Below are 23,910 nucleotides of genomic sequence, written 5' to 3' on the forward strand. Positions count from 1 at the left end.
AAAACATACCCCTTTATCTATACGTTAGCAATAAATCTAAGTACTTTACCCGACTTAAAGTCAATAACAGCATAGTTTAATTCATTTTTTGAATTAAAGTAACTAACTGCCCAGGCAGGTTTTTCGTTAAAGATTGTTGGAGCAACACTAATCAATTTTGCAATTCTTTGCTTTTGATTAGCGACGCTTTTAGCTTCATTTGCTGAAATCCCATCTTTAACGTTGGCAACATTAATGCTACCAGTCTTCTTTTCAATTATTACGTATTGTTTTTTGTTGTCTTTATTAGGACCTTCAATAGTGTAATAAGTTCTATTTAAATCAGACATGTAGAAATGATCGACTGATTTAATACCAACCTTCTTTTCCGCCAATGTAGTCGCTTGGTGCTTAGCAGATGAAAGTGGTTGTCTAGCCCATAGGAACAGACCCATGATTATTAAAAATAAAACGATTATGATTCCGATTAACCATTTAAAAATTCTGAAATAGTTAATCTTCTTTAAAAACGAAACGTTCATCTTCTGACTCCCTTACACCTTTTTTAGTTTTTCGATAATCTTTCTTTTATCAAGTAGTTGTGGCTTAATATGACTCGGAATTAAGTCAATTAGATTACTACCATATGGTCCTTCAATGACTTCCTTATCTCTTAGATAAATTAATCCCTTTGAACCAGATAATTCTATCACATCTTTAATCGCATCTTTGATATTTAGGATGCTCAATGGGATAGACAATCCATCATTTGGATTACCATGCTCACTGTTGATTAAATCATATTGCGCTTGTAAGTAGATATCATCAAAAGAATCGATAGCCATTGAATCAATGATTAGTGTATTGATTGGTTTATTCTTGTTGCGTAACGATTTTAATAAATCATTATTTCCAACAATTATGTTCTGTGAATCAACCACAATCTTCTTGACGATTTTGTCGTCATTTCCGCTGAAATCCTGACTTAAGATGACGTTGTGTTCGTTGACGTCAGATTCATATAAGGACTTAGCAATTTCTTTTACTCGTTGTTTCGAACGTGTAAGAATAAATGAATTGCTCTTATTATACTTCATCACTTTTTCAAGTGGCATCGGAATTTGTAAGGATTCATCCAAGATCAAATTAACCTGTCCGTTTAAATCATTTTCATCTTCGAACTTAATCATTCGTGTATTTTGACGTTTTAATTCCAATTTATCGTAGAAATATTGAGAACGTTTTGACGAATAGATAGCACTATCTAAGAAGATAATCCCTTTGAAGTATTTGTATAGCTCATTTGGTAGAATGTTTTCATTTCTAACTAATCCACCATACAACAGTCCATTTTCAACATCCTTATCTTCATTAACGTTAAAAGCAAAGACTAGTTGTTTACCAAGCTTATTTAGCTTAAATAAACGGACTAGGTTATTCTCGATAAATGAACAATATTCTTCTAACTTATCGAAGAACGCATATAAGATAGCTTTGTCGTGACCATTGAAATGATTAATTGATCTCTTCATGTCATCAACAATGTCCAAAATAGTTTGTTGGTTTCTAGAGATTGAGTTAAATAATGATTTCTTGTTCAAGACAAATGTCTTAAATCTTTCAACATCCGGTTTAACAATGTATCCATCAACAGTTCGATTAAGCTTGCTCTTGGAATAAAATGCATTAAGGAAGTCATCCTTAATCGTTTCGAACTGATCACTATTCTTTGCTAATAGGTTTTCAATCTTTTTAGCCATGCCAGCAAGCTTTTTAGCTTTACTAAAGATATCAAACACGTTTCTGTTATGAGTTTGATACATCAAGTTAGTAATGTGATTACAAATAATCTTGTTTTCACTTAGCTTAAATTGGATTCGGTAGTTATCTAGTGCATTATCACTTAGCCTTCTAGAATCTTTAATCACTAAGTATGGGTCGTTTTGATGCAACCTTTGGACGTTTTGCAATAAATAGTCATGAGATACCAAGATAACGTTAGCGCTTTGGTAATCATGAGCTAACTTCTTAATGTAGTATCCTCTATTTTGTTCATCACTAACAACGTTTAAGAAGTAGTTCTGGTTATTATCCTTATCCAATTTTAGTTCGTTAATATCACCGGTTTTGGTAAATGTTAACCAAACCAAAATTTTACACTTTAGAAATTCGGTATTCTTAGAGTTGCTAACCACATTTAAACTATCTGAAAACTTATCCAAATCGATATAATCAGTTACTGGTCGAACAATCAAACATCTAAGACGGTCAGAAGTGATTTTATTGATGTTCTTCACTTGAGTAACCAATGATGATTCTGAGTTAAAATCTTCATCGCCAGCAATAACAATCTTTTGATCCTTCTTAAGTAGATAACTAAGTGGGAATAAATAACTAAAGTCATAGTTAAACTCCCTATTTTCCTCAATTAATAAATTATTACTATCTGAAGCGGAATGATAGTTTCCGTAAATCGAATTCATCAGCTTATTTTCGGTATTATTAAACTGAGTAACCCCTTTAAACATTTTTGATTTCTTTCTTTTATTATTAGGGTATTTCAACTCAACAAAGTCACTATCAGTATGATATTTAATTTTTCTAACCTTAAGATTCTTAATGTTCATAATCTTAGGATTATCATCTTTGTGTTTTAAATGGTAAGCACGTGTAAACATGATTAAAGTATCCATCGGAAGGGAAGGATTAATGTCTAAAATCTGTTTAACGGTCTTCTTTGGTAAATTATCCAACTGATGTAATAGGATAATTAAGATTTTAGCAGTTGCTAATGCGTCACTGCTTGATGAATGTGGATGATCATGAACAATATTTAGGTTTTTACTTAAATCTGTAAGTTTGTAGCTAGGTTCTGTTGGTAATAGCAATTGACTTAATGTAACGGTATCAATTGCCTTATTAGTAAGTTCTTTATGATTCACCCTTTTAAATTCAAAATTTAAAAACGGGAAATCAAAATTGACGTTATGCGCAACAAAAATTGTCTTATCTAGTAACTGATAAATCTTATCTGCTACTTCGGCAAATGTTGGTGCATTAACGACTGTTTGGTTTGATATTCCAGTTAATTTTGTAATTTCAGTTGGAATACTAATTTCAGGATTAATAAATGAATTAAATGATCCAATAATCTTGTTGTTTTGTACAAAAGTACAACTAAATTGGATGATTCGATTAGTATAGTTGGACTGACTACTACCAGTAGTCTCAATGTCCACCACTGAAAAAATGGTATTACTCATGATTTCGTTCACCAATCTTTCAAAAAATACTTAACTTAATAATACTACATTTATTAGGTGTTTATCTATTATTTCAGGACACAAATATAAATATTTAAGTTATTTTTATTATGATGATTTTATGATAATATTAACATTAAGAGAAAGTGAGCGATAACATTGACAAATCAAGCAATTGGACATAGTCATGCCAAAATAATACTTATGGGCGAGCACAGTGTTGTATATGGTCAACCAGCCATTGCACTACCCGTTCCTAAAATTGACTTAAACGTTAGAATAATGGAAAAACAAAATGGTATTTACATTAATAGTAAGTACTTCATTGGTAACTTAAATAACGTCCCCAATGACCTATTAGGAATTAAAAACTTAATTGATAGCACCCTTGCTAAACTGCACAAAGAGGAAGCCTCTTTTGAAATGATTATTGATAGTTCAATTCCATCTGAACGTGGAATGGGTTCTTCAGCAGCAACATCAGTTGCCATCGTCAAAGCATTATTTCACTACTTTAACGTCAGTTTTGATAAGGATTTATTGCTTGATTTAAGTAATGTTGAAGAAACAATCACACACGGTAACCCTTCTGGTTTAGATACAGCAACCGCTGGATCAGATAATCCTGTATGGTTTATCAGAAATGAAACTTTAAACGAAATTAATTTCAACTTAAATGCCGTACTAGTAATTGCCGATTCCGGTATCAAAGGAAGAACAGACATTGCGATTAACTACGTTAAACAACAACTAAATAACAATAAAGAAGATACCATGAAGTCAATTAAACATATTGGTGAACTTGTTACTCGTGCTAAGTTTGATATCGAAAATGATAATCCAATTGAACTTGGTAAACTAATGACTGAAAATCAAAAAGAATTAAAGAAATTAAAAGTAAGTAACGATAAGATTGATGAACTAGTTGAAATTGCAAATCGAAATGGCTCATTAGGTACCAAGCTAACAGGTAGCGGACTTGGGGGATGTATCATTGCTTTAGCAAGAAACATTCATGAAGCCCAAAGTATTGAAAATGCGCTATTAAAAGCCGGTGCTTTAGATACCTGGATTCAACCTTTTAACTAAAACTCGGAGGAATTATACAAAATGTTAGGTGAAAAAATTACCGCAAGAGCACACACAAATATTGCCTTAGTTAAATATTGGGGAAAAGAAAATGAAGAGTTAATTATCCCTGCTAATAGTAGCCTATCGCTAACACTTGATGAATTTTATACTGACACAAGTGTTCAATTTGATGAGTCTCTTAGTTCCGATGAGGTTACCTTAAACGGGAACGTTGTTGATGATGAAAAAATCACCAAATTTATGGATATCATTCGTCAAAAAACAAACATCAATACATTTGCGCGCATTGAATCAACCAATCATGTCCCTACTTCAGCCGGACTGGCATCTTCTGCTTCTGCATATGCTGCTTTAGCTGCAGCTGGTAGTAAGGCTTACGGACTTAATCTAAGTCAAAAAGATTTATCCCGTTTAGCAAGACGTGGTTCCGGTTCGGCAACCCGTTCAATATTTGGTGGTTTTGCAGCATGGCATAAAGGAACTGATGATGAATCCTCATATGGTTACAGTATTGAAGATCCAGTAAAAATGGACGTTAATATGATTGCAATCATTCTTGATAATCAACCTAAGAAAATTAGTAGTAGAAAAGGAATGAAGATTTCTATTGAAACTTCTCCCTACTATCAAAGTTGGATTCAACAAACTACCGCTGATTTTCAAACAATCGAAGAAGCAATTAAGGAAAATGACTTTACCACTTTAGGTAAAACAGCAGAACTAAATGCGATGAGAATGCACTCACTAACATTAAGCTCTGATCCTTCATACTTATACATAAATGCCGATAGTCTTGAAGTCATTAACATGGTTAAAGAACTAAGAGAAAACGGCGTTGAATGCTATTACACAATGGATGCAGGTCCCAATGTCAAAATAATCTGTCAAAGTGATAAAATCAGTGCAATTACTGATAAGTTGTCTGATAAATTTTCTAATGACCAACTCAAAGTATCTGGACCTGGCGAAGGAATAAAGTATCTATAAATTGAAAGGACTAATTTAAAATGATTTCTGTAAAAGCACCCGGAAAGCTATATATTGCTGGTGAATATGCTGTGGTTGAAAACGGATATCCAGCTATCATTGTTGCAATTGATCAATATATTACAGCTAATATTAGTGAATCCGAAAATAATGTTGGTGTTATTCATTCAAAACAGTATGAAAACGACAAAATTGAATGGGTTTACGATAATAATCAAATCAAACCTCTAAACGATAACAGTTCTTTCAACTACGTAATTTCAGCAATGAAAACATTCGAGAAATATGTCGAAGAATTAAATATAAAACATAAATTATATAACATTGATATTGATAGTAATTTAAACAGTGAAGACGGTAAGAAATATGGATTAGGTTCCTCAGCAGCTGTCACTGTCGCAATAATCAAAGCTCTAAACGAACTATATGGTTTAAACTTAAGCAAACTACAAATATTCAAGCTAGCTGCCATTGCTCATTTAAGCATTCAGGGTAACGGTTCATTGGGCGACGTCGCTGCTAGTAGTTTTGGTGGTTGGATTGCTTATAGTTCATTCGATAAGAAATGGTTAGCAAATCAAACCAATTTAAAAGACGTGATGGAACAAAGTTGGCCTCATCTAATGATCGAACCACTTACCCCACCTTCTGACCTCGAATTACTTATTGGCTGGACAGGAACTCCTGCTTCAACTTCCAATTTACTTAAGAGCGTTGAATCATCATCAAATGTTGATAGATACAAGCAATTCTTAGTTAAGAGCAAGAGCTGTATCGATAAGATGATCAATGGCTTTAAAAATAAAGATATCGCTGTTATTAAGAATCAAATTAAAGAAAACAGAAATATCATCGTCGAATTGGCCAGTTTCACTGGTATCGACATCGAAACAAGTAAACTAAAACGACTATGTGAAATCGCTGAAGAATATAACGGTTCGGGAAAATCCTCTGGTGCCGGAGGTGGAGATTGTGGAATTGCCATTGTTGAAAAACAATCCCCCATTAAAGATATCGAATCAAAATGGACAGAAAATGGCATTATCCCACTTCATCTAAATATCTACTCAGAACAGGAGGCATAATCAATGGTTAGTATCCAATCTCATCGAAAAGATGAACACGTTTCATTAGCTATTAAGTTCTACGATAAAACCAGTCATGCAGGTTTTGATCAACTAAGATTTGTCCATCAAGGGATTCCAGAAATCAGTTTGGATGATATCGATACATCAACAACTATCGAAAATATCAAAATGGACTTTCCAATCTATATCGAAGCCATGACCGGTGGAAGCGAATATACAAAGAAGTTAAATCAAAAGCTAGCTAGAATCGCAAAGATTACTGGGATTGCTATGGCCACTGGTTCTCAAAGTGTCGCTTTAAAAGACAATTCAGTTGCTTCTTCATTTGAGATTGTTAGAGAAACCAATCCAAATGGAATTGTATTTTCCAATTTAGGCGCTTCAGCTGATGTTTCAAGAGCTAAGGCAGCGGTAAAAATGATGAATTCCGATGCAATTGAAATTCATATTAATACTCCGCAAGAAATGATTATGCCTGAAGGTGATCGTGAATTTAACTGGATTGAAAATATTAAATCCATTCAAGAAGAACTAGCTTGCCCCGTTATCGTAAAAGAAGTCGGTTTCGGTATGTCTAAAGAAACCATTCAACAACTAGTTGATGCTGGTATTAAAAATATTAATATCAGCGGTAAAGGTGGCACTAGTTTCAGTATGATTGAAAACTACCGTAGAAAGAAACAAGAAATGGACTACCTAGAAGATTGGGGACAAACAACCGTTGAATCCCTTCTAGAAGCTCAACTATTTAAAAACAAGGTTAATATCATTGCTTCCGGCGGTATCAGAACACCACTTGATGCTATTAAGGCAATCGCACTTGGTGCTAATTCCGTTGGAATTGCAGCCCCTATTCTATATTCACTAATCAAAGACGGTGAAGAAGAAACCATTGAATTCATTAATGACTTTATTTATGGAATGAAATCAATAATGACTATACTTGGTGCCAAAAACTTATCTGATTTACAAAGTAAAAAATTAATATTGAGTTCGGATCTTCTATCTTACGTTTCCCAACGAGGACTTCCCTACTAATTTAAGCAAGCGATTTTTGCTTGCTTTTTTCTTTTATTTTCACAAGTTAAAGTAACTTTATACTTTTAACCAAAATAGATTAAGTTAACTAATTTTACAAATAAAAAAAGACCTCTACATTTAAGTAGAAGCCTTATTTTTTTATGATTTAGTCATCATCGTCATCGCTTTTATCATAATCTTTAAGTTTATCTGGCGCCTTAAGTGTTTGTAGCTTAAGTGAACCATCTACCTTCTTCATGTTAGAAGTAAACTTGAAGATTTGAATGTGATCGTGTTCGTCACCGTCGTCGTCAGGAACATCGAAGGTATACTTCAAAGTACCAGAAACAACTGAGTGGTCCCCTGCAGGAACAACAGAATCCACTGATGAATCAATGCTTACGCTATCATATTTGTTATCGTTAACTTGATCAGCTTGTTGTTTTGCCCAAGTAATGAAACCTTGTGCATCACTGTTATTTGAACCATCAACGAAGTAATCACTTGGATCAAAATCGTTGTTGTCATTAACAGCAGAACTAAGGTCATTTGAGAAATTACTGATTAGATTTGAGGCATCGTCTTTATCAACTGCCCCTGGATAGTTTAGACTTACTTCTTGTCCATCGTCACTTTCACTCAAATGATACTTGTCTGAGGTAACTGACTTACCATCTGAATGCATTACACCATAGATGTAAATTGCAGATGAGAATGGCATGTCTGAAACCTTGTAGTCACCATCGCCGTTACTTGTACCAACTTTCTTATCATTGATGTAAATATCAGCATTGGGACCAGCCTTAACAGTGAACTTAATAGTCTTCAATGGCATGTAGATGTTGTCATTGTTATCAAGGTAAGTAGTTTGTGCGTTAGTAACTTTTTTACCTGATAATGTCTTTGAAACAGTAATGTCATAGTCACCTGGTAGGATGCGACCTAAACTAAATTCTGAATCTGAGTCAGATGTTTGACCAATCTTATTATTGTTCAAGGTAACATCTGCAGACTTTTCACTAGTTGTAATTGTTGGAACAACTGCTTTTACCTTAACTTGGTAGTTAGGGAATATTAACCATTTGCGTCCGTCTTGAACATATTCAAAATTACCATCCTTTGAAGTACCTGAATCACTTAGTTGGCCCTTCAATGATTGTAATTCGTCATTATTCTTGTTCATGTGTTTAGATAATGGTGCCATTGTGCTGTCATTTAAAGTAACGCGACTATCAGTTGATTCAAAGTATGAATCGGTATTCTCGTCACTAGTTAATGAAGTCATCGCACGATCTAAGACTGCACTCTTTGAGTAGTAGTGGTTTCCGAAAAGGTATCCGATAAAACCGAATACAACAACAACTGAAACCACGATTCCAATAATTAGGTTTCTAGTTTGATGTTTTTTACTCTTCTTAAAACCGTTCCTTGATGCCCTAACGTTCCCATTGTTTGCTGGTTGTTGAGAAACGTTATTACCGTTATTAAATTGTGGTTGTTGGGCAGCATTATTGTTATTACTTTGAGGTTGTTGGTAATCATTAACTGTATTATCAACACTTGCTTGACTAGATTGATTTGTTTGATCAGTTACTTCGTTGTCTAATTGTGCACCACAGTTGTGACAGAATTGTTCGTCAGCATCAACTTTAGCACCACAATTTTGACAGAATCTTGATTCCCCCATAATTTAACCCCCTAATTTAAATTAAGCTGTTAGTGACTTAATGAAAACAATAAAGAATACAATAACTAATGATAAGTGAGCTAATAATAGAACATACAACTTATCAAATTTGTTTGAGTTTTGACCATCGATAATTGCGTAAGTAAAACCAATTAGGTCGTTAATTACAACAAATAGGAAGATAAACATGTTTAATGGTAATGCGATAAGACCACCAATTAGTAGGAATAAGAACATGATAGCTGATAGCATAACTGAAATGTTAGTGTATGCAGCTAATTTGTTAATGAATTCGAAGAAATCAGTCTTTTCACCAGTACCAGCAACTGCAAAAGCTCTAAAACCATATGCTAATGCAACGAAAACAACGATCATTAATACTGAGAATAATTCAACTTTACCTGCACCATCACTTACTAAGTTTTGGAATACGACAACGAGTGATGAAGCTGTATCGCCACCAAGACCGCTTGAAGCTAGGTCAATTGCGCCGTTAATCTTTGAAGTGATCAACATAATAGATAAAATAGCAAATACTGCGCTGGCAACAAATGAAGTTAGACCAAAGTATTTGTTTGAAGCCTTTCCACTTAGTGAAGGATGTTTAACGCTACTCCAGAACCACTTAAAGAAATCCTTAGCATAGTTCTTAGCTTGTTCTGCGCTTTGGTTAGGAACAACGTTTTGATTTTGTGCACCGTTGGTGTTAGCACCATTTGGTTGTAGGTTTTGTACGATTTGAGCTCCACACTTAGGGCAGAACTTTGCTCCTTCCTTTAATTCGTTACCACATTTTGGGCAAAATTTAGCACTCATATAAAATACCTCCAGAAATATGTAATAAAAAATATTATACCAGTATTAATCATAACACATTTTTATTTAATTATCTTATCATTCAATAAATTATTTTATATACAAACGTATAAAAAAGAGCTGCAATTTAGTGCAGCTCTTTTGATTTATTAATCTACGTTAAATCTTAGTCCCTTAGGGAAGAAGTTTTTAATCGTACCATTTACAACCTTACCAAAACCAACGGGTTGATTCTTACAGATTAGTTGGTACCATCCCTTCTTAACATCCTTATCACAGTTGATAACATCCCCATGGACGTATTGTTTCCAATCATCCTCAGATATTTCTAAACGATTAACAACCTCATCACTATGCAAAGCCAATGCTAATGCATAACTTGGTTCAAAACGTTTCTTCTTAATTGTTCCTAGATGTAGTCCTGGACGCATTACCTTTAATCCCTTCAAGTCAGGAAGAGTATTATCAAAGGTGTATAATTGATCCCCAAATAAAATTAAATGTTTTGGATCAAAGTTATTTAGATTAGCCTCCTTGAATTCATTCCATAGTTTCTTATCATCAATCGATAGGTTACTTTGTAGACGATGTTTAATCTTCTTAGCATTGCCTTCATCATTACTAGATAATTTTGAAACAAAGTGGCCTTCTCCTTTGAAATGATTAGGGAATAATCTAACGGTATTAGCTAATTCTTCATTACCGTCTGCCCATTGTGGTTTACCACTTAACATCCCTTCGTATTTCTTAATTGGCTCGATGGAGAAGTCATAAGTGTCTTTCATCCATTCAACAATTTGTTCATCCTCTTCTGGAGCAAACGTACATGTTGAGTAGATAATCTTTCCACCTGGTTTTAACATCTTAACTGCTTGTTCGATGATCTCCTTTTGACGAGTAGCACATTGACTTGGATAGTCTGCGTTCCAGTATTGGATAGCATCGTTATTCTTTCTAAACATCCCTTCACCAGAACATGGAGCATCGATTAGAATCTTGTCGAAGAAACGTGGGAAGTGCTTGGCTAGGTTATTTGGATTTTCATTTAAAATTAGTGCGTTTCTAATCCCAAATCTTTCGACGTTTTCTACAAGGACTTTTGCACGCTTATGATCGATTTCATTGGTTACTAGTAGCCCTTGGTTATCCATGTAACTAGCAACATGGGTTGTCTTCCCACCGGGAGCAGCACATAAGTCCAAAACGTAATCTCCTGGTTTAATATCTGCTACTTCACCTACATACATCGCACTAGGTTCTTGTGAGTAAATCGCACCACTTTGATGTTCAACACTCTTACCGTTTACATCACCATAGTATCCGTATTGGCAGTATTCGATTGATTCATTATTGGGTTCTGAAGGCATATGTTCCTTTAATGGATTAATTCTAAATCCAGGATTGGTCTCTTTATCTAGACTGGCAAAGAATGATTCTGCATCATTCCCCAGTAGTTTTTGATATTTAGTTTTAAAATCGTTTGGTAATTGCACGAGATTACTCCTTTTGCATTGACTTACATTTTTTAATTAGTTAACATATTACTATTATATTTTTTTAAAAGAGGTGAAACAACTACATGGATAAGAAACTTATCGCAATTGACCTTGATGGAACTACACTGAATAGTGAGTCAAAGGTTTCACAAAAAACTATTAATACTTTAAATAAAGTAATTGATTTAGGTCATGTTGTCAATATTGTATCAGGTCGTCCACCACGTTTGATTACAGACATCTATAACCAAATTGGTTTAGACAATCCATTAATTAGTTTTAACGGTAGTCTGGGATACAATCCACTAACTAATTGGAATAAGGCCTACGAATACAATATCAATCGAGATATCGTCTTTGATGTCTTAAAACAAGATAAAGACTTAGGCATTAACCTAATGGCCGTTGAAGGTAAAGAACTATTCTTGGCTAACCGTGAAGCAAACGATGAAGTTGGTTTCTTCCCAACTAGTCTTGAACCTTCTGAATTCATTACTAAAGAGAACTTAAACGAAAACCCAATTTGTCTAACCCTACAAATTCAACACAATAAGATGGATAAATTCATTAACTATGTAGATCGCAACTATGGTGATACCCTACAAATCTCACCATGGGGAGGTCCTGATTCAATCGTTGAATTAGCATCTAAGAACGTTAGTAAGGAAACTGGTCTAGAAGTACTATCTGACTACTACAATATTGACCAATCTAACATCATTGCTTTTGGTGATGAATTTAACGATGAAACCATGTTGAAGTACGCTGGCTTAGGTGTTGCTATGAAGAATGGTCAACCTAAGATTAAACAACTAGCCGATGACGTTACTAAATACGATAACGATAATGACGGTTTAGCTCGTTACCTAGACGAATACTTTGAACTATAAAAAGACTTGAGATTAACTCAAGTCTTTTTTCTTTTGCTTATTTATTTGGATGAAACATTTGCGTACTCTTAACCGCTAATTGCCAACCTTCATAGTAGTGATTACGTTTGTCTTCATCCATCTTTGGATAAAACTCGTCTTGTTTGGGTTTTATTTGCTTAATCTCATCGATATCTTTCCAAAATCCAACTGCTAATCCCGCTAAGTAAGCAGCACCTAATGCAGTTGTTTCAGATATGGATGATCTTTCAATTGGTGTATTTAAGATGTCTGATTGGAATTGCATCAAATAATCATTTTGCGCAGCCCCACCATCAACCTTTAAATGTTTCAAATCCAATTGAGTATCATCAACCATGGTATTAACAACATCCTTGGTTTGATATGCTAGTGAGTCTAAAGTAGCCTTAACAAAGTCTTCCTTGGAAGTAGCTCTAGTTAACCCAAAGATTGCTCCTCGACTGTCTTGGTCCCAATATGGGGCACCTAGACCAGTAAATGCTGGAACAACGTAAACATCGTGATCATTGGCAGAATTAAATGCTAATTCCTGTGTTTCCTTAGCATCATTAATCATTCTAAGGCCATCTCTTAACCATTGAATGGCGGAACCTGCGACAAAGACACTTCCTTCAAGGGCATAGTTAACCTTGCCGTCAATTCCATATGCAATGGTTGTTAGTAACCCACGATCAGACAATACTGGTTTATTACCCGTATTCATCACAATGAATGAACCAGTTCCGTATGTATTCTTAATACTTCCGGCTTCTAGTCCTAATTGACCAAATAACGCAGCTTGTTGGTCACCGGCAATTCCTGAAACAGGAATTTGCACACCATAAAAAGCATAACCGGCAGTGTAACCATAAATCTCAGATGATGATCTAACACTTGGCAATATTTGTTTTGGAATATCCAACGCCGCTAGGATTTCATCATCCCAACTTAGCGTGTGAATGTTATACAACATTGTTCTACTTGCATTGGAATAATCAGTCGCATGAACATGACCACCGGTTAGTTTCCATAGAATCCAGGTATCAATGGTTCCAAATAAGACGTCACCATTTTCAGCCTTTTCTCTAATCCCATCGACGTTGTCTAACAACCACTTAATCTTAGTGGCTGAGAAGTATGAGTCGATAACTAATCCGGTCTTTTCATGGATCATCTCGGTATAACCAGCAGCTTTTAAATCATTCGCAATATCACTGGTTTGTTTTGATTGCCACACAATTGCATTATGAACTGGTTCACCCGTAATTCTATCCCACATGACTGTGGTTTCTCTTTGGTTGGTAATCCCAATTCCACGAACCTTATAAGGCGGTATCTTGGAGTGAATTAATGCTTCTGAGATAACGGTCTGCACAGCGTCCCATATTTCATTTGCATCATGTTCAACCCATCCTGATTGAGGGAAAAACTGCGTAATTTCCTTTTGTGACTTACTTACCACTTCGCCACTATGGTTAAAAATCATGGCGCGAACACTGGTAGTTCCCTCATCAATTGACATTATATACTGTTCGTTTTGCATGTTATTTCCTCAGTTATTATTTTTCGTCGCTCTTTAGTTTACCTGCAACACTGTAGTTACTCTTCTTCATTTCGTTTAAAACGATGTGAACGTGTTCAGCTGGTGCACCAGTGTTCTTTACGATTGCGCTGGTAACATCAGCAACTAGTCCCTTTAATTGTTCTTCGTTTCTTCCTTCGATTAAATCAATATGTACTAATGGCATAATCATTCTCCTAACCTATAATTTTATTCTGATTATACTTTAGATACTTATATATTTCAATTTTTTAAAAGTTTAATGTACAATTATAGAAATGAAACTAACGAGGGAGTGTTTAACATGCCAAAGTTTCCAGAATACGATGCATGTACTAGTATCTTAATCGGTAAGAAAGCATCTGTTGATGGTTCTACCATGATTGGTCGTAACGAAGATTGCAAAGCAACCTGGCCAAAACATTTTGTTGTTCATCCTCATAAGGAGTATAAGGAAAAACCAGTGTTTAAAGCTCAAGAAAACGCCTTTACAATGGAATTACCTACTGTTAGGGGTAAATACACCGCTACTCCAGAATGGACTAATAAAGAGGGATTATTTGAAGAAGAAGGTATTAATGAATACGGTGTCGCTATGAGTGCTACCGAAAGTGCCTACTCAAATAGTTATGTATTAGGATTTGATCCACTAGTTGAAGACGGTATTAGCGAAGCTTCTGTTGTCACTGTTGTTCTACCATACGTTAAAACAGCACGTGAGGGTGTTAAACGCCTAGGTGAAATCGTCTCAAAATATGGTTCCAGCGAAAGTAACGGAATCTTATTCTCAGACCAAGATGAAGTTTGGTATTTTGAAATTGGTTCCGGTCATCAATGGGTTGCGATGAGAATCCCTGATGATTGCTACGCAGTCGTATCAAATCGCTTAGCCATTCAAAACATCGATTTCGATGACCCTGATAACTTTATGTGGTCAGAAGATATCATTGATTTTGTGAGAAAGAACCACTTAAATAACTCTAATAATGGTAGTTTTAACTTTAGAGAAATCTTTGGAACTAGAAATGAGTCTGACCTATACTACAACAACCCACGTGTTTGGTACGGTCAACGCATGTTTAACCCAGAAATTAAACAAGATCCGGAATCATATGACCTACCATTTGTCAGAAAGCCAAGTCGCTTAATCTCAGTTCAAGATGCTAAGGACTTCCTAGCATCACACTACCAAGGCACTCAATTTGACCCAGTTGGTAAAGGTAGTCACGAGGACAAGACCAGATACCGTCCAATCAGTTTGGCAAAGGCCCAAGAATCTCATGTCTTACAAATTCGTCCTAACCTACCAATCGAAGTTGGTGGTATTCACTGGTTATCAATGGGTGTTGCTGCACAAAGCGTCTTTGTTCCATTCTTTGCCGGCATCAAGGATACCCCACTTGAATACAAGATTGGTAAGTTAACCTATGAACCAAAGTCAGCTTATTGGATTTTCAAACTGGCCGGAGTGTTATTAGATCCACACTACAATACATTTGTTGACGTTGTCGGTGATGTCCAAGAAAAACTTAATATCTACTTCCAACAAAAGATTAACGAAGCTGATATCAAGGCCAATGATTTAGCACCACAAGAAGTTTCTGATTTTGTCACAAAGATCAGTAATGAATGTGCTGAATATGCAATGGACAGTTACAGACATCTATCATACGAAATGATCTCCAAATCAACCGACTTTTCGAAGTTAAACTATAATACTGACGAAAACCTATAAAATAAAAGGATGGCTTAATTGCCATCCTTTTTTTGTACAAAAAAAGAGCAACGCATAAGCGTTACTCTTCATTTTAGATATAAATTTTATCTTAACGACGACGTGCTTCTTTAATACGAGCAGCCTTACCATGACGTTCGCGTAAGTAGTATAGCTTAGCACGACGTACGGCACCACGACGAGTTACTTCTAACTTAGCAACACGTGGTGAGTGTAGTGGGAAGATACGTTCAACACCTACACCTGAAGTAATCTTACGAACAGTGTAAGTAGCTTGGATACCTGTACCGTGGCGTTTGATAACAACACCTTCGAATACTTGGATACGTTCGTTGCTACCTTCAACAACCTTTACAGATACCTTTACAGTATCTCCGGCTCTAAATTCTGGAACATCACTCTTTAGTTGTTCCGCGTTAATCTTTGAGATTAATTCGTTTTGACGCATAATATAACATCCTCCAACTAGCATTCTTGTCTTTACTTGTTGCAACAGCGGAATACCGTTTTTATTTAACTATAAAAATAGTCAATTAGAATACTAACATAACCACAATTACTTGTAAAGATTATTTTATTCTTCTTCTATTTTTACTTCCGCTAATAGTTTCTTTTGTAAATCAGTTAATTGACTATAATCAATTAGATCTGGGCGTCTAAGGTAAGTCTTTCTTAGCGCCTCTTTTTCGCGCCATTCTTCAATCTTTTGGTGATTACCACTAGTCAACACATCGGGTACTGTCATGCCCCTAAAATCTGCTGGTCTAGTGTATTGAGGATATTCTAGTAATCCACTTGAGAATGAATCACCAGGTGCAGATTCATCGTTACCCAAAACGTCAGATAATAATCGAGCAGTTGCATCAATCATTACCATTGCTGGTAATTCTCCACCGGTTAAGACAAAGTCACCTAATGAGTATTCATCGGTAACCAATGTCTTAATTCTTTCGTCATATCCTTCATAGTGACCACAAATGAAAGTTAAATGGTCTTCCTTAGATAACTTTTCGGCCTCTTTTTGATCAAACTTCTTTCCTGCTGGATCCAACAGAATTACACGTCCCTTAGAAATGCCTTCCTTAGCAGCCTCTTCTTGGGTATGAGAAAGCGCATCAAAAATTGGTTGAGCTTGTAGTAGCATTCCTGCACCACCACCAAATGGGTAGTCATCAACGTTACCATGCTTATTGGTCGAATAGTCTCTAAAGTTAGTAATATTAATATCTAGTAATCCTTTATCCTTTGCTTTTCCAAGGATTGAATCACCCAAAGGGCCATCAAACATATCTGGAAATAAGCTTAAGATATCAATCTTCATCGTCGAGCCCCCTAGGAACATCCACAGTAATTACTTCATCGTCTAAATTAACATCTAAGATGACTGAATCAATCTTAGGTAATAATAAATCGGACTTGTTATCACGTGAGACAACCCAAACATCATTGGCACCTGGTGAAAGAATTTCCTTAACGGAACCAATCTTTTGTCCGTCAGTATCTAAAACATCTAAACCAATGATTTGGTGATAGTAGTATTCGCCAGGTTGTAAGTCATCACTATCAAGTTGATCTTCAGCAATCTTTAATTCTGAAGGTTTTAAGTATTCAACGTCATTGATAGTTGGCTTGTCTTTAAAGTGTAGTAAGATGAAGTTCTTATGAGTTCTAACACCATCGATCACTAGCTTTTCACTCTTAGTATCATTTAAAAACGCATAAACTTCATTACCAACTTTAAAACGTTTTTCAGGGAAATCGGTAATAGACATTACACGAACTTCACCACGAAGTCCCTGAGTATTTACAATCTTTCCAATATTATAAAAGTTCATTATTCATTTCCCCTTTTATGTTAAAAAACTCTTAAACAAAACACCAAGGTTTCATTTAAGAGTTTTTATTCTTACTATCATCAATAATCAGTCTTACGCGCTTATCACCAGAAACACGAGCACTGTAAACAATCGTACGAATTGTTTGCGCTACATGGCCCTTTTTACCAATAATTCTACCGACATCGGCAGGATTAGTAACAAGATGATATTCATAGAAACGATCCGATTCACTATGATCGATAGCAACATCCTCTGGGTATTCCACCAGTGGTTTTACGATTTTTTTAATCAGCTCATCAAAATTAGTCATAACTCGATATCACTTATTTCTTAGAGTATTTAGCTTCATGATATTTCTTCATGATACCAGCATCAGATAGTAAGTTACGTACAGTATCTGAAGGTTGTGCACCCTTGTTTAACCATTCGAAGATATCTTCTTCTTCTAGTTTAACAGTACTTGGTTGAGTTAATGGGTTGTAAGTACCAACAGTTTGGATGAAACGACCATCACGAGGGCTACGTGAATCAGCAACTACAACACGGTAGAAAGGACGCTTCTTTGAACCCATTCTCTTCAAACGAATTTTAACAGACATTAATAAACACCTCCTGTATTTCTTTTAACGATATTAAATATAACAGTTATTTAGATGCTTGTAAAGGTTTTTTTCTTTACACCATGATTTTTTTATTGAAAATCAGCTAAAAGAGCACTTTTTGCCAGTTCATCCATGTATTTTTCGTTATTAATAACAAAATTATGGACGTTTTTATAATCATCGAAATCGATTTTAACATTCTTAAATACCTGATTTCTATCTAACTCTTTAGCCAAATTAACATCATTAACTGACATCTTTGCCACAAATGGTGAGTCTTCATAAATCTCATCCCAAGAATTAGATAGTAATGCCTTTGCTCTTTTAATATTTACGTTATTATTAATCGCCATTTTTAATATATCCGGTTTTAACATTTTATCACATCCTAATTTGGTCTAAATATAAGACGTTGGCCTTTTGATTACGTACTGATAACTCGTTCTCGTATCCCAATAATACCCATGTGATATTGAAGTTTGGTTGGTTCAAATATTCTTCACCCTTACCATCGGTGAAAACGATGCATCCCTGACTAGCTAATTTATGTTCATGCACATAGTCAACGATACTTTGATACTTGGTACCACCTTGCAATAAACGCTGATTAGAAATGAGACTATCGCTAATCGCATGAACTTCAGCATCAAACGTATAGCAATTAACCTCAATATTTGGGATCGATTGAATTGCCTTAACAACACTAACCATGTTGGCATACTGTTCATCACTGATTGAACCTGAACTATCAATAAAAACATTCACATGTTCACTCTGACCTCTAATTCTCCCTGGAAGATCCATGCGATATGGCTGCCTGCGATTAAATCGAGTATAGTTTTTCTTTGGTCGATTACTTTTATTTCCAGTAATCCTTCTAACGATTTGCTGCAAATTAATTCTAGGCATCACAACGGACTTAATCTGTTTGTCAACTGCCATTGAAAGTTCACCACGATATTGGCTATAAACATCCCTTAACAGCCTATCAATTGATTTCTTTCTTTGGTTATAGTCTTGATTACTGATATTGCCTTCATCATCAAAGTATCGATGATCATCGACAATTCGTACGTTATCGTTATCCAATTTACCAACACCATCCTGTTTATCCTGACTAAACAAATCATAAAGCTGCTTAGCATACTGACTCGAATCCAAATGTGGTTTCATATCGAGATTGTATTGGTAGTTAAGCTTATCTAAAGTCCATCCCTTGGAATAAACATCTGAGACGTATTGGTTAACCGCTACATCGGAGGCCACGTCGTTCAATTGGTTGTGATTGAAGTATCTGAGGGGATGCAACCAAATGATATGCATCGCTAGATGCTCCAAGATAGCAATCAAATCATTAGCATCTGCCAAGTCATCTTTTAAATGAGTAGGATTATATGCCAATTCCAATCGGTTATTTGACCACTTCAATGCTAGAAATGAATCAATCGTATCATCTGCATCCCTGTTTAAATGAAGCAAAATTTCGCCATAGAAGCTCTTATTACGAATTAAGGATAAAATCCCTTTAGAAATGATTCCATCTACCTCAGTTGGACTATTTTGCTGTGAATCGATATTAATTAGGTTGTAAATATCACTATTGAGTGTCATATTAATCACCTGTATGCATTAAAACTAATTTCGGTTAACTTATCATATAACTTTTTAGCAGCTAAACTGGTTTCGGCCATGTTGTAGATATCATCGATTAAACCACTGTCGTTAATCAATGTTCGAGCAATTGCGTATTGACCATCTGAACTTAATAAATCGATAAAATTTGTTAAACGGTGACAAACATCATCGCTTAATGTTGATACTGATTTTACATATTCACTGACTAATGATTGCTTAGTAATCTCATCTTTAGATGCTAGTTTATCAACAATATCCTGTAAGTCACCATTTAATTCAATCTTGTCATCGAAAGATTGATGCATGAATTTAACAAAGGATTCTGCGATGGATGGACCGACATTTCCTGAGACGACCTCGATTAAAATTTCTTCATCATAATCGTCATTGTATTGATTAACGATATTGGACACACGGTGCCAAGATCTAGGCGTTGGTTTAATCTCATCATTCCCATGGTCTAAAAACTCTGGATTGTCGCTAATAAAATTAATGACTTGTTGATTAACTTTGTTATCTTTTGCCCACTTTAACCAGTCATTAACATCTGTTTGCATGTTAACGCGCACAGTTCTATCAGTAATGGCATCATCACTAGCATAAACATCATAATTAGCATTCATGTCATCTGGGTTTTCAGCAATGATGATGTGGACTTGTTTTGGTAACACCACCGAATTAATGCGGCGTTGTAAAACCAGATTCATTAACTCACTTTGGACATCAGAGGTTCCACGATTGAATTCATCTAGGAACCAATAAATTGGTGTATCAGGATTGGCCTCGGCATATTTGATAATTTCAATAATGGTGTGGGAGTATCCGAATTTAACATCCGCTAATGTCCCATAATTATCAGTCTCAATAAATGATTTGTCTGTTAATGGTGGCACCGGAATCGCCAAGTCACCTTTCTCGGATAAACTCACGACCGTAGTAAATAATCTGGCATGATTTTGTTCAGCTAATTGATTTACTAATGCCGACTTACCAATCCCGGCAAGACCAACAATATTTGCCACAGCACCACTTTTTTCAATCAAATTTACTGCTTGCATTGTTTTAATAAAACCTAATGCCATAAAAATCCCTCCTAAAAAAGACACAACTACCCAGGGTAATTATGCCTTTTCCATTATTTACGCTTCTTGTTACGTTTGCGCTTGTTTTTATTCATTTTCTTGCTAATTTTTCTGCTCATACGTTTCATTGCCATTTGTGAGATCTTGCCACCTAGGCCGCCACCCATTCCTGGCATTGAAGGCATTCCATCCATGCCCATGTTACCCATCATTTGTTCCATACCAGACATGTTACCGTTAGACATCTTATTCATCATGTCCTTCATTTGATTAAATTGCTTAATCATACGGTTAACTTCTTGAATTGGACGTCCACATCCACGTGAGATACGACGTCTTCTTGATGGATTTAATAAATCAGGGTTATTACGTTCTTCATAGGTCATTGAATAGATAATTGCCTTGATGTGTTCTAAATCCTTAGGATCCATGTTCACGTTCTTCAAGGCAGGATTATTAGCCATCCCTGGAATCATCTTCATGATTTCATCCAAAGGACCCATCTTTTGAATTTGTTCTAGTTGGTCTAAGAAGTCTTCAAATCCAAAAGTGTTATTTTGCATCTTTTCGGCTAATTCTTTGGCTTGCTTTTCATCATAATCGTTTTGAGTCTTTTCGATTAATGATAAGATATCACCCATTCCAAGGATACGAGAAGCCATTCGGTCTGGATGGAAGACATCAAGTGCTTCCATCTTTTCACCTTGTCCCACAAACTTAATTGGTTTTTGGGTTACTTCACGAATTGAAAGGGCAGCCCCACCACGAGTGTCACCGTCTAACTTAGTTAGAACAACACCGGTAATATCTAGTGCATCGTTAAAACCTTCTGCGGTATTAACGGCATTTTGACCGGTCATGGCATCAACAACCAATAGAATTTCGTCTGGATGAGTCAATTCCTTAATGTTCTTTAATTCGTCCATTAAGGATTCATCGATTTGTAGACGACCAGCAGTATCAATTAATACATAGTCATTATGGTCCTCTTTGGCCTTAGCCATCCCATTTCTAACAATTTCAACTGGATCGACGTCAGTTCCTTGTTGGAAAACTGGAACATCAATTTGCTTACCAACTGTTTCCAATTGGTCAATGGCAGCTGGACGGTAAACGTCGGCTGCGATTAGTAATGGACGAGCATTTTCTTCTTTTTTAAGTTTTAAAGCTAATTTACCAACAGTGGTAGTTTTACCTGCCCCTTGTAAACCAGCCATCATGATAACAGTTGGAATCTTTTCAGACTTGTTCAATGGGACTGCTTCTTCACCCATTGTCTTTGTTAATTCTTCATTAACAATCTTTACGATTTGTTGAGCTGGATTCAATCCTTCCAATACTTCCGCTCCACGAGAACGTTCTTGGACACGCTTAACAAAATTTCTTACAACTGTGAAGTTAACATCGGCTTCAAGTAAAGCAAGTCTAATTTCACGCATTGTTTCTCTTAAGTCAGCTTCAGAAACTTTACCTTTACCACGTAAATTACGCATTGCTTTTTGAAGACGTTCTGTTAATCCTTCAAATGCCATTTATTTCACCACTTTCATTTTTCTTCAGTTATTTCTAAATCATCAACTAATTGATTTAGTTTATCGTCATTTGGATAGTTATCCTTAACGTAATTTCTAATTGCATCAGTTTGATCATTTCGTTTCACAAAATCTGCATACAAATGAAGTTGTTCTTCATATTTTTCCAGAATCACTTCTGTTCTTCTTATGTTATCATACACAGCCTGTCTACTGACATTAAACTCTTCAGAAATTTCTCCCAATGAGTAATCGTCAGCATAATAAAGTTGAATATAACTATCTTGCTTATTTGTTAATAATGGACGATAAAATTCGAATAAAGAGTTAATTCGATAATTTTTTTCCATTTCCAATTAAATCAAGTCCTTTCAGTTCAGACTATTTAATTAGACCCTTAAATAATCCATATACAAAATCATTTGCGTTAAATTCTCTTAAATCTTCTACCTTTTCACCTAAACCAACGTACTTAACTGGAACGTGAAGTTCGTTTCTAATTGCTAAAACAATTCCACCCTTGGCGGTACCGTCTAGCTTAGTTAGTACGATACCAGAAACATTGGTTGTTTCCTTGAATAGCTTAGCTTGGTTTAAGGCATTTTGACCTGTGGTTGAATCTAGAACTAATAAAACTTCATGAGGAGCGTCTGGGATTTCTCTAGTTAAGACCTTCTTCATCTTAGCAAGTTCGTTCATCAAGTTAACCTTGTTTTGAAGTCTACCAGCAGTATCTACGAATAAAATATCATAGTTTTCATCCTTGGCCTTATGAACTGCTTCATAAACAACTGCAGATGGGTCACTTTGTTCCGGCTTCTTGACAATATCAACGCCATCACGTTTTGCCCATTCATCTAATTGTTGAATAGCACCAGCTCTAAAGGTATCAGCCGCAGCTAATAATACCTTCTTGCCTTGTTGTTTATACATATTAGCCATCTTACCGATGGTAGTTGTCTTACCAACACCATTAACCCCAACGAATAAAATAACAGTTGGACCTTGGTCAGCAAAATGAATTTCTGTGTTTTCATCATTACCATTTTGATCGTAGATATCAATCATCTTTTGAATGATAACGTTTTGCACGTCGTCTTTGCTTTTGGCATTTTGTAACTTAACTTCATCTCTTAATTGGTCTGTTAAGTTAACAGCCATATCAAAACCAACGTCTGATTCAATTAAAGTATCTTCTAAATCTTCGAAGAAGTCTTCGTCAACAATTCTAAAGTTAGCAAACAAACGGTTTAGACGTTCACCAAATGTACTTCTGGATTTTTCTAGTCCTTCAGTAAACTTAGTTTGATCATCTTCAACAGGCTTTTCAAAAGCAGGTTGTTTCTCATCAGTTTGTTCTTCAACTTTTTCTTCGTCAGCGTTGTCATCAACGTCTGATTCTTTTGAAGATTCTTCTTGGTCAGATGATTGTTGTTCTTCTTCACTAGTTACAGTTTTTTGTTCACTAGCTTGGTCGACTTTATCATCTGTTTTTTGTTCATCATCAACAGCAGCATCAGTTTCATCGTTTTTTACTTCTTCAACTTTACTATTGTTGTTTTCTTCTTCGTTATTACGCTTTTTAAAAATATCAAATAATCCCATAG

At 35.4% G+C, this 23,910-nt stretch carries 24 protein-coding genes; 6 read left to right on the forward strand and 18 right to left on the reverse strand.

Annotation, left to right across the window (positions count from 1 at the left end; genetic code table 11):
• Nucleotides 1-17 precede the first annotated feature (17 nt).
• Both RZ78_RS03480 and RZ78_RS03485 read right to left on the reverse strand, forming a co-directional pair.
• The gene (locus RZ78_RS03480; RefSeq protein ID WP_054608142.1) at nt 18-521 is read right to left on the reverse strand and encodes a DUF5590 domain-containing protein; all 504 of its coding nucleotides are present in this window, start codon (nt 519-521) and stop codon (nt 18-20) included.
• 12 nt (nt 522-533) lie between these two features.
• A complete protein-coding gene (locus tag RZ78_RS03485) occupies nt 534-3,242 on the reverse strand; it encodes an exonuclease domain-containing protein (RefSeq protein WP_054608143.1) in 2,709 nt (902 codons plus the stop codon).
• Between the two features lie 159 nt (nt 3,243-3,401).
• On the opposite strand from RZ78_RS03485, the gene mvk reads away from it, so the two are divergent.
• The 4 genes from mvk to fni are packed head-to-tail and all read left to right on the forward strand — an operon-like array spanning nt 3,402 to nt 7,447.
• Nucleotides 3,402-4,331: a mevalonate kinase gene (gene mvk, locus RZ78_RS03490; RefSeq protein ID WP_237756978.1), complete on the forward strand. Its 930-nt coding sequence runs from the start codon at nt 3,402-3,404 to the stop codon at nt 4,329-4,331.
• A 21-nt stretch (nt 4,332-4,352) separates the two neighbouring features.
• Nucleotides 4,353-5,321 (forward strand): diphosphomevalonate decarboxylase, encoded by a 969-nt coding sequence (gene mvaD / locus RZ78_RS03495; RefSeq protein ID WP_054608144.1) that lies wholly within the window; start codon nt 4,353-4,355, stop codon nt 5,319-5,321.
• A 20-nt stretch (nt 5,322-5,341) separates the two neighbouring features.
• Nucleotides 5,342-6,406 (forward strand): phosphomevalonate kinase, encoded by a 1,065-nt coding sequence (locus RZ78_RS03500; protein WP_054608145.1) that lies wholly within the window; start codon nt 5,342-5,344, stop codon nt 6,404-6,406.
• A 3-nt stretch (nt 6,407-6,409) separates the two neighbouring features.
• Nucleotides 6,410-7,447 (forward strand): type 2 isopentenyl-diphosphate Delta-isomerase, encoded by a 1,038-nt coding sequence (gene fni / locus RZ78_RS03505; RefSeq protein ID WP_054608146.1) that lies wholly within the window; start codon nt 6,410-6,412, stop codon nt 7,445-7,447.
• Nucleotides 7,448-7,595: 148 nt separating this feature from the next.
• On the opposite strand, the gene RZ78_RS03510 is transcribed toward fni, so the two are convergent.
• From RZ78_RS03510 to RZ78_RS03520, 3 genes are all read right to left on the reverse strand, one after another.
• A complete protein-coding gene (locus RZ78_RS03510) occupies nt 7,596-9,116 on the reverse strand; it encodes a TcaA 3rd/4th domain-containing protein (protein ID WP_054608147.1) in 1,521 nt (506 codons plus the stop codon).
• 21 nt (nt 9,117-9,137) lie between these two features.
• Complete coding sequence (locus tag RZ78_RS03515) at nt 9,138-9,932, reverse strand: zinc ribbon domain-containing protein (RefSeq protein ID WP_054608148.1); 795 nt, start codon at nt 9,930-9,932, stop codon at nt 9,138-9,140.
• 149 nt (nt 9,933-10,081) lie between these two features.
• Nucleotides 10,082-11,425 carry an RsmF rRNA methyltransferase first C-terminal domain-containing protein gene (locus RZ78_RS03520; protein WP_054608149.1) on the reverse strand — a complete coding sequence of 448 codons (1,344 nt, stop codon included), beginning with the start codon at nt 11,423-11,425 and terminating at the stop codon, nt 10,082-10,084.
• A gap of 86 nt (nt 11,426-11,511) precedes the next feature.
• Here RZ78_RS03520 and RZ78_RS03525 point away from each other — a divergent pair, with 86 nt between their 5' ends.
• Complete coding sequence (locus RZ78_RS03525) at nt 11,512-12,318, forward strand: Cof-type HAD-IIB family hydrolase (RefSeq protein WP_054608150.1); 807 nt, start codon at nt 11,512-11,514, stop codon at nt 12,316-12,318.
• 37 nt (nt 12,319-12,355) lie between these two features.
• On the opposite strand, the gene glpK is transcribed toward RZ78_RS03525, so the two are convergent.
• Complete coding sequence (gene glpK, locus RZ78_RS03530) at nt 12,356-13,861, reverse strand: glycerol kinase GlpK (RefSeq protein ID WP_054608151.1); 1,506 nt, start codon at nt 13,859-13,861, stop codon at nt 12,356-12,358.
• 16 nt (nt 13,862-13,877) lie between these two features.
• Nucleotides 13,878-14,066: a 2-hydroxymuconate tautomerase gene (locus RZ78_RS03535; RefSeq protein ID WP_034531102.1), complete on the reverse strand. Its 189-nt coding sequence runs from the start codon at nt 14,064-14,066 to the stop codon at nt 13,878-13,880.
• A 117-nt stretch (nt 14,067-14,183) separates the two neighbouring features.
• Between RZ78_RS03535 and RZ78_RS03540 the strand changes: the two genes are divergently transcribed.
• Nucleotides 14,184-15,614: a C69 family dipeptidase gene (locus tag RZ78_RS03540; protein ID WP_054608152.1), complete on the forward strand. Its 1,431-nt coding sequence runs from the start codon at nt 14,184-14,186 to the stop codon at nt 15,612-15,614.
• A gap of 91 nt (nt 15,615-15,705) precedes the next feature.
• On the opposite strand, the gene rplS is transcribed toward RZ78_RS03540, so the two are convergent.
• The 11 genes from rplS to ftsY all read right to left on the reverse strand — a co-directional run bounded on the left by rplS (nt 15,706) and on the right by ftsY (nt 23,908).
• Complete coding sequence (gene rplS / locus RZ78_RS03545; RefSeq protein ID WP_034531098.1) at nt 15,706-16,062, reverse strand: 50S ribosomal protein L19; 357 nt, start codon at nt 16,060-16,062, stop codon at nt 15,706-15,708.
• Between the two features lie 126 nt (nt 16,063-16,188).
• Nucleotides 16,189-16,935: a tRNA (guanosine(37)-N1)-methyltransferase TrmD gene (trmD, locus tag RZ78_RS03550; protein ID WP_054608153.1), complete on the reverse strand. Its 747-nt coding sequence runs from the start codon at nt 16,933-16,935 to the stop codon at nt 16,189-16,191.
• On the reverse strand, nt 16,925-17,449 hold the full coding sequence (gene rimM, locus RZ78_RS03555) for a ribosome maturation factor RimM (RefSeq protein WP_034533544.1): 525 nt from the start codon (nt 17,447-17,449) through the stop codon (nt 16,925-16,927). Before rimM ends, trmD begins: the two co-directional genes overlap by 11 nt.
• Nucleotides 17,450-17,504: 55 nt before the next feature.
• Nucleotides 17,505-17,762: a KH domain-containing protein gene (locus RZ78_RS03560; protein WP_034531095.1), complete on the reverse strand. Its 258-nt coding sequence runs from the start codon at nt 17,760-17,762 to the stop codon at nt 17,505-17,507.
• A gap of 13 nt (nt 17,763-17,775) precedes the next feature.
• Complete coding sequence (gene rpsP / locus RZ78_RS03565) at nt 17,776-18,051, reverse strand: 30S ribosomal protein S16 (RefSeq protein WP_034531094.1); 276 nt, start codon at nt 18,049-18,051, stop codon at nt 17,776-17,778.
• Nucleotides 18,052-18,143: 92 nt separating this feature from the next.
• Nucleotides 18,144-18,431 (reverse strand): hypothetical protein, encoded by a 288-nt coding sequence (locus RZ78_RS03570; RefSeq protein ID WP_054608154.1) that lies wholly within the window; start codon nt 18,429-18,431, stop codon nt 18,144-18,146.
• 4 nt (nt 18,432-18,435) lie between these two features.
• Complete coding sequence (locus tag RZ78_RS03575) at nt 18,436-19,665, reverse strand: VWA-like domain-containing protein (protein ID WP_054608155.1); 1,230 nt, start codon at nt 19,663-19,665, stop codon at nt 18,436-18,438.
• Nucleotides 19,666-19,670: 5 nt separating this feature from the next.
• A complete protein-coding gene (locus tag RZ78_RS03580) occupies nt 19,671-20,771 on the reverse strand; it encodes a hypothetical protein (protein ID WP_054608156.1) in 1,101 nt (366 codons plus the stop codon).
• A gap of 53 nt (nt 20,772-20,824) precedes the next feature.
• Complete coding sequence (gene ffh, locus RZ78_RS03585) at nt 20,825-22,303, reverse strand: signal recognition particle protein (RefSeq protein ID WP_054608157.1); 1,479 nt, start codon at nt 22,301-22,303, stop codon at nt 20,825-20,827.
• Between the two features lie 14 nt (nt 22,304-22,317).
• The gene (locus tag RZ78_RS03590; RefSeq protein ID WP_034531089.1) at nt 22,318-22,659 is read right to left on the reverse strand and encodes a putative DNA-binding protein; all 342 of its coding nucleotides are present in this window, start codon (nt 22,657-22,659) and stop codon (nt 22,318-22,320) included.
• Between the two features lie 25 nt (nt 22,660-22,684).
• Nucleotides 22,685-23,908, reverse strand: coding sequence for a signal recognition particle-docking protein FtsY (gene ftsY / locus RZ78_RS03595; protein WP_054608158.1), 1,224 nt, complete (start codon nt 23,906-23,908; stop codon nt 22,685-22,687).
• Between the last annotated feature and the right edge of the window lie 2 nt (nt 23,909-23,910).

Origin of the sequence: Apilactobacillus kunkeei (assembly GCF_001308195.1) — a bacterium.
In the GTDB taxonomy this organism is placed as follows: Bacteria; Bacillota; Bacilli; order Lactobacillales; family Lactobacillaceae; genus Apilactobacillus; species Apilactobacillus kunkeei_C.